General features: G+C 73.9%; 11 protein-coding genes and 1 pseudogene. 8 read left to right on the forward strand and 4 right to left on the reverse strand.

The genetic code is table 11. The annotated features are described in order from the left end of the window. Positions 1 to 5 precede the first annotated feature (5 nt). Complete coding sequence (locus tag ACSNOB_RS23765) at positions 6 to 479, reverse strand: MarR family winged helix-turn-helix transcriptional regulator (protein WP_393102424.1); 474 nt, start codon at positions 477 to 479, stop codon at positions 6 to 8. Positions 480 to 538: 59 nt separating this feature from the next. Between ACSNOB_RS23765 and ACSNOB_RS23770 the strand changes: the two genes are divergently transcribed. From ACSNOB_RS23770 to ACSNOB_RS23785, 4 genes are all read left to right on the forward strand, one after another. Further along, complete coding sequence (locus tag ACSNOB_RS23770) at positions 539 to 1,168, forward strand: YczE/YyaS/YitT family protein (protein ID WP_436688648.1); 630 nt, start codon at positions 539 to 541, stop codon at positions 1,166 to 1,168. Then, entirely contained in the window at positions 1,156 to 1,725 is a 570-nt protein-coding gene (locus tag ACSNOB_RS23775) for an NADPH-dependent FMN reductase (RefSeq protein ID WP_436688649.1), read from the forward strand. Before ACSNOB_RS23770 ends, ACSNOB_RS23775 begins: the two co-directional genes overlap by 13 nt. Next, positions 1,722 to 2,135 (forward strand): PPOX class F420-dependent oxidoreductase, encoded by a 414-nt coding sequence (locus ACSNOB_RS23780; protein WP_436688650.1) that lies wholly within the window; start codon positions 1,722 to 1,724, stop codon positions 2,133 to 2,135. Before ACSNOB_RS23775 ends, ACSNOB_RS23780 begins: the two co-directional genes overlap by 4 nt. Before the next feature lie 100 nt (positions 2,136 to 2,235). Then, entirely contained in the window at positions 2,236 to 3,315 is a 1,080-nt protein-coding gene (locus ACSNOB_RS23785; protein ID WP_436688651.1) for an adenosine deaminase, read from the forward strand. 20 nt (positions 3,316 to 3,335) lie between these two features. Here ACSNOB_RS23785 and ACSNOB_RS23790 read toward each other — a convergent pair whose 3' ends face one another. After that, entirely contained in the window at positions 3,336 to 3,857 is a 522-nt protein-coding gene (locus tag ACSNOB_RS23790; protein WP_436688652.1) for an ATP-binding protein, read from the reverse strand. A 277-nt stretch (positions 3,858 to 4,134) separates the two neighbouring features. Here ACSNOB_RS23790 and ACSNOB_RS23795 point away from each other — a divergent pair, with 277 nt between their 5' ends. From ACSNOB_RS23795 to ACSNOB_RS23810, 4 genes are all read left to right on the forward strand, one after another. Next, positions 4,135 to 7,749, forward strand: a complete 3,615-nt coding sequence (locus ACSNOB_RS23795; RefSeq protein WP_436688653.1) for a nitrate- and nitrite sensing domain-containing protein — start codon at positions 4,135 to 4,137, stop codon at positions 7,747 to 7,749. Continuing rightward, positions 7,746 to 8,150: a roadblock/LC7 domain-containing protein gene (locus tag ACSNOB_RS23800; RefSeq protein ID WP_067370442.1), complete on the forward strand. Its 405-nt coding sequence runs from the start codon at positions 7,746 to 7,748 to the stop codon at positions 8,148 to 8,150. The genes ACSNOB_RS23795 and ACSNOB_RS23800 overlap by 4 nt, the downstream gene beginning before the upstream one ends. Positions 8,151 to 8,246: 96 nt before the next feature. Next, on the forward strand, positions 8,247 to 8,624 hold the full coding sequence (locus tag ACSNOB_RS23805; RefSeq protein WP_350685443.1) for a DUF742 domain-containing protein: 378 nt from the start codon (positions 8,247 to 8,249) through the stop codon (positions 8,622 to 8,624). 1 nt (position 8,625) lies between these two features. Beyond that, on the forward strand, positions 8,626 to 9,219 hold the full coding sequence (locus ACSNOB_RS23810) for a GTP-binding protein (RefSeq protein WP_089011241.1): 594 nt from the start codon (positions 8,626 to 8,628) through the stop codon (positions 9,217 to 9,219). Positions 9,220 to 9,298: 79 nt separating this feature from the next. On the opposite strand, the gene ACSNOB_RS23815 is transcribed toward ACSNOB_RS23810, so the two are convergent. Together ACSNOB_RS23815 and ACSNOB_RS23820 are read right to left on the reverse strand one after the other, a co-directional pair. Beyond that, a complete protein-coding gene (locus ACSNOB_RS23815; protein ID WP_436688654.1) occupies positions 9,299 to 10,522 on the reverse strand; it encodes an ABC transporter substrate-binding protein in 1,224 nt (407 codons plus the stop codon). 128 nt (positions 10,523 to 10,650) lie between these two features. Continuing rightward, positions 10,651 to 11,846: pseudogene (locus ACSNOB_RS23820) on the reverse strand (transposase); the annotation flags it as partial.

The raw sequence follows: 11,846 nt of genomic DNA on the forward strand, positions 1-11,846 counted from the left end.
CACGGTCAACCCCGCGCGCCGTCCAGCCCGGTGAGGTGGTCGACGACGCGGTGGGTCAGTGCGTCCAGCGCGGCGACCTCGTCGGGGGTCAGCAGGTCGATCAGGTGCCGGCGGACGGCTGCCACGTGGCCGGGGGCGGCGGCCTCGATCGCACGCCGGCCCTCGGCGGTGAGCACGACGACCGCGCCCCGACCGTCGGTCGCGCACTCCTCGCGGGTGACCAGGCCGCGCTGCTGCATCCGGGTCAGGTGGTGGGACAGCCGACTGCGGGACCACAGCATCCGGTCGGCCAGCTCGCTGAGGCGCAGCCGCTGGTCGGGGGTCTCGGAGAGGTCGGACAGGACGTCGTAGTCCGGCTCGGACAGGCCGGCGTCCCGCGCGAGTTCGCGGGCCAGCTCCAGGTCGAGGAGGCGACGCATCCGCCGGTACCCCCGCCAGGCGCGCTGCTCCCGCTCGTCGAGCCAGCGTGGTTGCTCCATGCCGACCATCGTAGCCATCTGGTTGACATGTCATCAACCTGCCTCCTAATGTGAGTGACATGTCAACCAAATTGCCGGGCCGGCTGGCCCGTCTGCTGAGCGGCCTCGTGCTGTTCGGCGTCAGCGTGGCCCTGATGGTCCGCGCCGACCTTGGCCTCGCGTCCTGGGACGTGCTGCACCAGGGGCTCGCCGAGCGGACCGGGCTACCCCTCGGCCAGGTGGTCAACCTGGTCGCCGTGGTCGTGCTGCTGCTCTGGATCCCGCTGCGGCAGCGCCCCGGCTTCGGCACTCTCGCGAACGTGGTGGTGGTCGGGTTCGCCGCCGACGCCGCGCTCGTCCTCCTGCCGCCGGTGCTCCCGGTCGCCGGCCGGATCGGCCTGCTGGTCGCCGGCATCCTGCTCAACGGGCTCGCCACGGCCCTCTACCTCGGGGCACGACTCGGGCCCGGGCCGCGCGACGGTCTGATGACCGGACTGGCCGCCCGCGGCCTGCCGATCGGGCGGGTACGCACGGCCATCGAGCTCGGCGTGCTCGCGCTGGGCTGGGCGCTCGGCGGCACCGTCGGTCCCGGCACCCTCCTCTTCGCCGTCGCCATCGGGCCGCTGGCGCAGCACCTCATCCCGAAGTTCACCGTGCCGACCCAGAGCCGGCCCGCCACCACAGGAGCGACACCGCCATGCCTCGTCTGAACGTCATCGTCGCCAGCACCCGACCGGGCCGCGTGGGCCGCCGGATCGGCGACTGGTTCACCGCCGTCGCCACCGCGCACGACGCCTTCGACGACGTACGCCTCGTCGACCTCGCCGAGGTGGCCCTGCCCTTCCACGACGAGCCGCACCACCCGTCCGAGGGGCGTTACCTGCACCGACACACCCGGGACTGGAGCGCCACCGTCGCCGCCGGGGACGCCTTCGTCTTCGTGATGCCGGAGTACAACTACGGCTTCAGCGCACCGTTGAAGAACGCGATCGACTACCTCTACACCGAGTGGCAGTACAAGCCGGTCGGCTTCGTCAGCTACGGCATGAGCTCCGGCGGCCTGCGCGCGGTCCAGATGATCAAGCAGGTGGTGACCACCCTCAAGATGATGCCGGCCAACGAGGCGGTGACCGTGTTCCTGCGACAGGCACTCGACGACACCGGGGAGCTGGTGCCGGACCCGGCGCGCGACGCCGCCGCCACGGTGATGCTCGACGAGGTCGCCCGGCTGGCCGCCGCCCTCGCCCCGCTGCGGGTGCCGGCGTGACCGCGCGGCTGTGGGAGCTGTTCGGCGAGCGCGGCCGGGGCGTCCTGGTCACGCTGCGCCGGGACGGCCGACCCCAGCTCTCCAACGTCGACTACCTGGCCGAGCCCGGCCTCATCCGGTGCTCCACGGCCGCCGGCCGGGCCAAGGTGCGCAACCTGCGCCGCGACCCCCGGGTCAGCTTGCACGTCACCACCGCCGACGGCGGGGCGTACGCCGTGGCGGAGGGGACGGCCACCCTCACGCCGCCGGCGGCGGCCCCCGACGACGCCACCGTCGAGGAACTCATCGAGGTCTACCGGCGGATCCGCGGCGAGCACCCCGACTGGGCCGACTACCGGGCGGCGATGGTCGCCGACGGGCGGCTGGTGCTCCGGCTCGCCGTCGACCGGGTGTACGGCTGGCGTCCCTGACCGGCGCGGCGCCGGCCGGTCGGGCCGGCGCCGGGGGCGCGTGCCGCCGGTCTCCGCCGGTCGCGTCGGCGGGCGGATCGGAGCCGACTAGGGTCTGGGCATGGTCGCGACTATCCGTTACGAGGACATCGTCAAGGTCCCGAAGGCGCTGCTGCACGATCACCTCGACGGCGGCCTGCGGCCGGCGACGATCGTCGAGCTGGCCGCCGAGGCGGGCCACGAGCTGCCCACCACCGACGCCGAGGCGCTCGGCCGGTGGTTCGTCGAGGCGGCCAACTCCGGTTCGCTGGAGCGCTACCTGGAGACGTTCGCGCACACCGTCGCCGTGATGCAGACCGCGTCGGCGCTGCGCCGGGTGGCCCGCGAGTGCGCCCAGGACCTGGCCGCCGACGGGGTGGTCTACGCCGAGGTGCGGTTCGCCCCCGAGCAGCACCTGGAGCGGGACCTGACCCTGGACGAGGTGGTCGAGGCGGTGCTGGCCGGCTTCGTGGAGGGCAGCGCGCTGGCCGCCGAGGCGGGCACCCCGATCCGGGTCGGCACCCTGCTCACCGCGATGCGGCACGCCGCCCGGTCGCAGGAGATCGCCGAGCTGGCCGTACGGCACCGGGACTCCGGGGTGGTCGGCTTCGACATCGCCGGCGCCGAGGCGGGCTTCCCGCCCACCCGACACCTGGACGCCTTCGAATACCTCCAGCGGGAGAACTTCCACTTCACCATCCACGCCGGCGAGGCGTTCGGCCTGCCCTCGATCTGGCAGGCGATCCAGTGGTGCGGGGCCGACCGGCTCGGCCACGGGGTGCGGATCGTGGACGACATCACGCCCGGCCCGGAGCCGGTGCTCGGCCGGCTGGCCGCGTACGTGCGGGACAAGCGCATCCCGCTGGAGCTCTGCCCGTCGTCGAACGTGCAGACCGGCGCCGCCGCCTCGATCGCCGACCACCCGATCGGGCTGCTGCGGGACCTGCGGTTCCGGGTCACGGTCAACACCGACAACCGGCTGATGAGCGGCACCTCGATGTCGCGGGAGATGGCCCTGCTGGTGGACGCCTTCGGCTACGGCTGGAAGGAACTCCAGTGGTTCACGATCAACGCGATGAAGAGCGCCTTCATCCCGTTCGACGAGCGCCTGAAGATCATCGACGAGGTGATCAAGCCGGCGTACGCCAAGCTGCTGGGCTGAGCGCCGGCGGGCCGCCGCGGTCAGGGACGGTGCGGGTGGCCGGCGAGCAGGCCGGCCACCCGGCGCAGCACCTCACCCGCCCGGGCGGCCTCGGCGCCGAGGCCGGTCTGCCGACGCAGCACGGCCGGCTCGGCGCGCAGCAGCGTCAGCCCCCGGCGGACCAGCACCCGGGGCGCCTTGCGCTGCTCCGAGAGGTCGCGGGCCAGCCGGCGGACGAAGGTCGCGCCGCGCGGGCGGCGCAGGGCGTACGCGCCGGCGAGCACCCCGCGGCGGCGGCACTCCTCGACGATCTCGGCGGCGAAAATCCCTTCGGCCACGAAAAGTGGCGAACCGGCGACGTCGAATGGCCGGGTGGTCACCCGGCGGTCCTCACCGATCGCATAAACCGGCACATCGGCCTTGCCATCCCTGGCCAGTCGGGCAATCGTCTCCACGGCCGCCTCGGCGTCCCAGGACCGGGGCGACTCCCAGTCCACCAGGCCGTTCCGGCGCGGCAACGTAGGGTCGTCGCCGTCCTTGTAGAAGTCGTCCAGACACAGCACCGGAAGGCCGGTTCGTTGCGCTATGTACGACTTTCCCGAGCCGGAGGGGCCGGCGAGGAGGACAACGCGGTGGGGGTGATTCATTACCTTCAGTGACTCCGGCCAGACGGACTGCGATCAAATTGCATCAACATCTCATCACACCCCACGTGACGGCCAACCTGGGCTTTCTCTTTTAGGGGTGGCGTGATGGAATCTCGGATGGTCCGACCCGCCGGGTCGGCCGCTGGGCGTTGTCCAGGGGCAACGCGGGCGCTGGAATGTCGAAGGCGGTGACGTGAGCAAACGGCCAAAGACGGCGGGCTCCTTCCTGTCGCGTCTGCGCCGGCCGGCCGGCCGGCTCCGCGACATGCCGATCTGGTCCAAGCTCGGTCTCATCATGATCGTGCCGACCATCGCCACGGTCGTCGTGGGCACCAGCGGCCTGGTGGACCACCTGGAGACGCTCAACAATGCCAACCGGGCCGGTGACCTGGCCAACCTCGTCGGCTACTCGGGTGACCTGGTCGACACGCTCCAGGACGAGCGGACCAACGCGCTGCGCCTGCTGGGCGTGCCGAAGGGCCAGGACGCGGCCCGTTTCAAGCAGGCGTACGAGCAGGCCAACGGCCGGGTCGACAAGGCCAAGGGGCCGTACTCCCAGCAGCGCGGCGAGGTCGAGGACCTCCCGGCCAACTTCGAGAGCCTGCTGCGCGAGATCGACCAGACCCTGACCGACCTCCCCGGCACCCGCAGCCAGGTCTTCAACGGCAAGCTCGGGCTCGTCCCGGCGATGCAGGCGTACGACGGCCTCATCGACAACCTGCTCAGCGTCCGCGACTCCGCCACCCAGCTCGCCGGCGACAACGAGCTGAGCGACCAGATGCGCGCCGCGACCGCCACCGCCCGGAACAAGGAGTTCCTGTCCCGCCGCCGGGACGTCGTGCACCGCGCGTTCATCCAGCAGCGCCTCACCCCGAACCTGCGCAACGAGTACATCGCCGCCAGCACCGGCTCCAGCCAGTGGCTGCAGAGCTTCCGCGTGGTGGCCAGCCAGCCCGAGCAGGAGTACTACGCGCAGGTGGTCGCCGGCCCCGACCTGCGCGAGGCGAACACCTACAACAGCTGGCTCAACGGCATCACCACCGCCGACAGCCTGACCGGCGCGCCGTTCAACGCGGACGAGTGGGACGCGGCCATGGTGGCCAACGCCAAGCTCATCCGCACGGTCGAGTCGAAGATCGACAGCGACGTCGTCGCGGTCGCCGACGACCTGCGCTCCGACGTGCAGCGCCAGGTGTTCCTGGAGACCGGCCTGCTGCTCAGCATGCTGCTGCTGGCGATCCTCTTCGCCTACCTGGTCGCCCGCTCGATGGCCCGCTCGCTGCGCGACCTGCGGCAGGGCGCCCTCTCCATCGCCCAGTACGGCCTGCCCCAGGCCGTGGCCCGACTGCGCGACCCCCAGGTCACCGGCCAGCTCTCCCCGGTGCAGCTCGCCAACCAGATCGCCGAGCCGCTGCCGGTGCGGAGCAAGGACGAGTTCGGCCAGGTGACCGAGGCGTTCAACGCGGTCCACCTGGAGGCGGTCCGCACCGCCGCCGAGCAGGCCGCGCTGCGCGCGTCCGTCGCGACGATGTTCGTCAACCTGGCCCGCCGGTCGCAGATCCTGGTCGACCGCCTGATCGGTCACCTGGACCGGCTGGAGCGCGGCGAGGAGGACCCGGACCGGCTGGCCGAGCTGTTCCAGCTCGACCACCTGGCCACCCGGATGCGCCGTAACGACGAGAACCTCCTGGTGCTCGCCGGCGCCGACTCCACCCGTGTGCAGCGGGAGCCCGCCGCCCTGATCGACGTGCTCCGGGCAGCCCAGTCCGAGGTCGAGCACTACACCCGGATCGAGTTCGGGGTGATCGACCGGGACATCGAGGTCGCCGCGCACGCCGTCAACGACCTGGTACACCTGGTCGCCGAGCTGTTCGACAACGCCACCGCGTTCTCGCCGCCCGACTCGCACGTCATGGTCGAGGCCCGCCGGGTCGGCGACCGCGCGTCGCTGTACGTGGAGGACCGGGGCATCGGCATCAGCCCCGAGCAGCTCCACGACCTCAACGAGCGGCTCGCCACGCCGCCGCAGGTGGACGTCGCCGTCTCGCGGATGATGGGCCTGGTCGTGGTCGCCCGGCTGGCCTCCCGGCACGGCGTCAAGGTCGAGCTGCGGCCCGGCACCGACCGGGGGACCGTCGCCGAGGTGGTCATGCCCACGTCGGTGCTCGTGCCCCGGGCGCTCTCCGGCCGTGTGCAGTCCTCGCCCGCGCTGCCCGCTCCGGGCGCCCAGTCGTCCGGCCCGGCGCCGGCGTTCGGCGGGCCGTCCTCGGCGTTCGGCGGGGCTTCCTCCGGCCCCGCGTTCGGCGGGCCGTCCTCCGGGCCCGCCCCGGCCTTCGGCGCGCTGCCGGCGCTCGGTAGCCGCCCCGCCAACCCGATGCCGACCCAGCGCCCCGGCGAGTCCGGCAACCAGGTCACCCTGGGCGGCCGGCCGTTCGACCCGGCGCCGCGCAACGGCGCCGGCACGCCGGCCTCGACGGGTCCGACGCGCTCCATGCCGGCCTGGTCCGACCTGACCGGCGCCACCGGGACCACCAACGGCGAGTCCTTCCGGCCGCGCACGTCCAACGGCCAGCCGATCGATCCGCTGCCGCAGCGGCGCTCCGGCGACGACCCGGACACGACCGGCCAGCAGCCCGCCGTTCCGCGGCAGGTGCCCAGCAGCCCGGAGGCCCGGCCGTACTCGGCCCCGCCGGTCTCCGCGCCGCCGGTGCCCTACGCGGGCCCGCCGGTCTCGACCCCGCCCGTCCCGTACTCCGCGCCCCCGGTGTCCGGCCCGCCGGTCTCCGGCATGCCGGTCTCTGCGTCGCCCGTCTCCGGTCACCCGGTCTCGGCCGCGCCGTTCTCCGGCCCGCCGGTCTCGGCGCCGCCGGCTGGTGCGCTGCCGCAGCGTCCGGTCCCCGGCACGTCCGGCCCGAGCACGCCGGCGCCGCCGGCCTGGCCGCCGGTCGCCGGCGCGGAGCGCGACCCGGTGACCCCGCCGGTGCCCGAGCGCCTCGCCGCCGCGCTGGACATGACCACCGAACTGCCGCGGGTGCCGCGCCCCGGCGCGGAGACCCCGACCGCCCAGGCTCCCGCGCCGGCCGCCGCCCCGGCGCCGGCCGCCCCGCCGGCGCGGCCGAACACCCCGCAGCAGGCCCAGAACCGCCAGCGGTACGCGGACGAGACGATGGAGCTGCCGATCTTCCGGGAGCTCGAGTCGGCCTGGTTCCGTACCCGTCGGCCGGGCCCGGAGGAGGCGGCAGCGCCCGCCGCGAAGACGGCGGCCAACGGCGCCGCGACCCAGCAGTTCGCCCGGGTCGACGCCAGCGGTCGCGCCGTGCAGCAGACACCACCCGGGACAGGTAACGCACCGATGGCAGAGAAGCCGACGGCCGGAGGAGCGCCGCGCGAGAACGGATCGACGGTCAACGGGGGTGCCCGCCCCGGTGTCGCCGACAGTTTCGGTCACCGCCGGCCTCAGCAGCAGCAGGGCAGCGGCTGGCAGACCGCCGCCGACGACGGGTGGCGCGCGGCTTCGGCGGCGAGCGAGGTCCCGGTGGCGGCGACCACCTCGACGGGGCTGCCCAAGCGCACCCCGATGGCGCAGCTGGTGCCGGGCGCGGTGGAGAAGCCCACCACGTCGGTGCAGCGGCGTACGCCGGAGGGCGTCCGGGGCCTGCTCTCGGCGTACCACCGGGGCGTGCAGCGGGGGCGCACGCATCCGTCGGACAACCCGACCAACCCGGAGGCGACTCCGGGAGGGCAGCAATCCTCGCAGTCTGGCTCAGGCCCGGTGGCCGGGAGCGGGCAGAAGGAGCAAGAACGATGACAACTACGCAGGATCTCGGTTGGCTGCTGGCCAACTTCGCCGACCGGGTACCCGGTGTCGCGCACGCGGTCGCCGTCTCCGCGGACGGCCTGCTCCTCGCGTCGTCACGGGACCTCCCGCGTGACCGGGCCGACCAGCTGGCCGCGATCGCGTCCGGCCTGGTCAGCCTCACCCAGGGTGCGGCCCGCTGCTTCGAGGGAGGCGCGGTGCTGCAGACAGTGGTGGAGATGGACAATGGCTTCCTGTTCCTGATGTCCATCTCGGACGGCTCGTCGTTCGCGGTGCTCGCCGCCCGCAGCTGTGACGTCGGGCAGGTCGGCTACGAGATGGCCCTACTGGTCGACCGGGTGGGCGACGCGCTGACCCCGCAGCCGCGTGCGGCAGCGGGCATGCTGGGCTGACGACCTGCTGACCGGTGAGGTCGGCGGGGCGACAACGACAACGACGACGGGTTCCCTCGGGAGCCGGTGCCGGGTACGAAGGAGGTGAGCGGCGACATGGTCGATCGTGACGAACCGACCGGAGCGTTGGTCCGTCCATACGCCGTGACCCGTGGTCGTACCCGCCCCCGTCTCGACATCGCGCTGGAGGCGCTCGTCGAGACGACGGTGCGCGGCCGGGCCGCTGCCAATGGCAACGGCGGCCAGGGCCGCGAGCACCAGTACATCGCCGCGCTGTGTGACGGACGTGTGCAGTCGCTCGCCGAGATCGCGGCGCGGATGCAGCTCCCGCTCGGTGTGGCCCGGGTGCTCATCGCCGACATGGCGACGGACGGCCTGGTCGCGGTCCACGAGCCGACCATCTTGGACGACTCGGACGACGCGGTGGGCACTGAACTGCTGGAGAGGGTGCTGAGTGGACTTCGCAGGCTCTGACATGTCGCACCGGCCGCCGACCCCGAGCGGGCGCGTGACGTCGGCGAAGATCGTTATCGCTGGTGGATTCGGCGTCGGCAAGACGACGCTGGTCGGCTCGGTCTCGGAGATCACGCCGCTGACGACCGAGGCCATCATGACCTCCGCCGGCGTGGGCGTCGACGACACCCGGCAGGTGCCGGGCAAGACGACGACCACGGTGGCGATGGACTTCGGCCGCATCTCGATCGACCGCGACCTGATCCTGTACCTGTTCGGTACGCCGGGTCAGACCCGGTTCTGGTTCATGTGGGACGAACTGGTGCGCGGCGCGATCGGCGCGGTCGTGCTGGTGGACACCCGCCGGTTGGCCGACTGCTTCGCGGCGATCGACTTCTTCGAGCACCGGCGGCTGCCGTACCTGGTGGCCATCAACTGCTTCGACGGGATGCAGTACCACGACCCGCAGGACGTCCGGGACGCGCTCGCGATCTCCAGCGACGTGCCGGTGGTGGCCTGTGACGCCCGCAACCGGGAGTCGACGAAGCACGTGCTGATCTCGCTGGTCGAGTACGTGCTCACCATGCGCCGTTCGCGCGCCGTCGCCCCGGCCTGATCCACGCACGAGCGCCCGGTATCGGCCCAGGCCGACACCGGGCGCTCGTCGCTGCCCGCGCCCGGTCCGGGCGCCGCGGTCAGGACACCCGCGTCCAGGCGCCCGAGCTGACGGTGTAGAGGCCCAGCGACCCCTGGTCCATGCCGCCGTGCCGGATGGGGGTGAAGGAGTACATCCCCACCATCCCCTCGGTGACCTGGTTCTGCAGGAACGCCCGCAACCGTCCACGGTCGACGCTGGTGGAGAGCCGCGCCGCGTCGGCGATCAGTTGCACCGCGTCGGACGCGTACGGGGCGAAGCCGCTGAACCCGCCGTGCAGCTGCACGTAGCGGTAGACGAAGTCCTTGCGGAGCAGCGCCGACATGGTGGTGTTGGCGAGCATCGCCCCGCCCAGCGAGACCGGGTGGACGGCGTACGCGCCCTCCATCAGGGCCCCGTTTCCACCCTGGAGGGTCTCCTCGGCCACCGCGCCGGCGTCGAGGAACACCGGCCCGTCGTATCCGGCCCGGCGCAGCGCCCCGACGGCGGCGGCGGAGTCCGGGGCGGTCGCCCAGACCACCACGCCGTCCGGGCGGGCGGCTGCCGTCGACCTGGCCGCCCCGCGGAAGTCCTCGCCGGTGCGGGGCAGCCGGGTGCTGGCCGCCAACTCCGCCCCGGCCGTCCGCAGGGCCCCCGTCATGGCCCGTACGCCGGAGTCGCCGTGCAGCCCGTGCGCGGCCAGCACCGCCACCCGGCGCAGCCGCTGCGAGGCGATCAGCCGGGCCAGCCGCCGGGCCATGTCGCCGGCGTCCGGGGTCAGCTTGAAGACGTACGTGCGCTGGGCCAGCGGCAGCACGATCCCGTCGCCGAAGCCGAGCGACAGGAACGGCACCCGCTCCCGCTGCGCCACGGTGGCCAGGGCGACGGAGGTCTCGGCCATGGTCCCGCCCAGCAGGGCGTGTACGCCGGCCTTGCGCGCCAGCTCGGTCGCCTGCCGGGCCGCCAGCCGTGGGTCGCCGACGTTGTCGCGCACCTCCAGCCGTACGGTGCGGCGCAGGTTGCCGACCGGCACGCCCTTCTCGTTGAGCGCTTCGACGGTGATCTCCAGTGCCCGCTGCTGGAGCACGCCGAGCGCCGCGCCGGGACCGGTCAGCTCCAGGCTGACCCCGATCAGCAGTTCCTGACCGCCCGGCGCGACCGTCCTGACCGGATCCCCCTCGCCCGCCTCGCCGCGCCCGCAGGCGCTGAGCAGCAGAGTGCCCGCCGTCGCGGCCAGCAGGCCGCGACGGGTGAGCACAGCGGGGCCGGTTGCCGATGTCGCCACGAGTCGCCTTCCCCCCGGCGACCCCTGCCGCCGGCTGTCCCGCCGGTATGCTCCCGGCCGCCGCAGCCCGGCGTCAAATCATCGGGGTGTGGGCAGGAACACGCAGGTGGACGGCGGTTTTCCGGCGGTCAGGAGCGGTAGCCGGCGGAGCGGTACTCGTATTCCCGGTCGTCGTCGCGGTCGCCGGTGTCGCGGCTGAAGTCCCAGCCGCCCGCGGCCTCCCGGCCCGGTCGCCCGCCGACCGCGAACCCGCCGATCTCCTGCCCGCGACGCCAGCCGCGGAAGTAGCCGGTGGTGTTCTCGGCCAGGCTCGCCGCGTCCCGGACGATCCGCAGTGGACGCTCGTCCCGCAGGGGTGACCCGGGGACGAGGTTGGCCTGCGGGACCCGCTTGGGCAGCCCGGCCGGGGTCTCGGCGCCGACCGCCGGGCGGGCGGCCTGCTCGGCCGCCTGCCAGCCGGTGTCGGCCGTGGTCGACCAGTCCAGGTCGGACTCCTCGGCGTGCCCGACGAACCAGGCGGACTTGGCCTGGGCGAAGATCAGCAGGTCGCCGTCGCCCTCGTCGGAGACCGGCGGGGGCCGCCGCTCCACGGGGGGCGCCGGGCGGTGCTCGGCCACCGGGCGTTCGGCGCGGGGGGCCGGTCGGCCGGTGCGTCCGGGCTCCTCGCGGTCGACGAGCCGCAGCGGCGGCGTCTCCGGCTCGGCGGCCTCGCCCGGCCCGCCGCGCAGCGCGCGGTCGGCCAGGGGCGGCGGCTCGACGAGGCGCAGCATCGGGGGTTCCTGGGGCAGGTCGTCGGCCAGCCAGGGCGGGGTGACCCGGCGCTCGGCGCCCGGGTCGGTCGGCGCGTCGACGCCGCGCCCGCCGTAGGAACCGCCGGCCGGGCTCTTGGCCGAGCTGTCGGACGGGTCCTCCGGGTTGTTGACCAGCGGCCAGTTGGCCCGTGAACCGGGGGGAGCCGACTCCTGGTCGGGCCGCGGGGTGGGCACGGGCACGCTCAGGTCGGTGGCGCTGAAGCCGCCCGTGGGCGCCGGGGGCTCGCCGTTGGTCTTGGGTCGGGGCGGGATCACGGTCCGCTGCCGCTCGGCGCGGGCGCTCTGGATCGCCGCGGTGGTCAACGTCGGCCGGAACGGCTCCCCGGCCTCGGCCGGGGGGACGGTGCCGCGCTGCGCCGGGGCGATCGGGGTGATGCCGGGCGGCGGGGGCGGCGGCGCGGAGACCGGTCGGTTGGTGGGACCGTCGATCCGGCTCGGCGTCGTGGCGGGCCGCGCGGGCGGCGCGGAGGCCGGGGGACCGGCGACCGCGGCCGGGGTCACCGGTGCCGGGG

Origin of the sequence: Micromonospora sp. URMC 106 (assembly GCF_051386395.1) — a bacterium.
Classification (GTDB): Bacteria; Actinomycetota; Actinomycetes; order Mycobacteriales; family Micromonosporaceae; genus Micromonospora.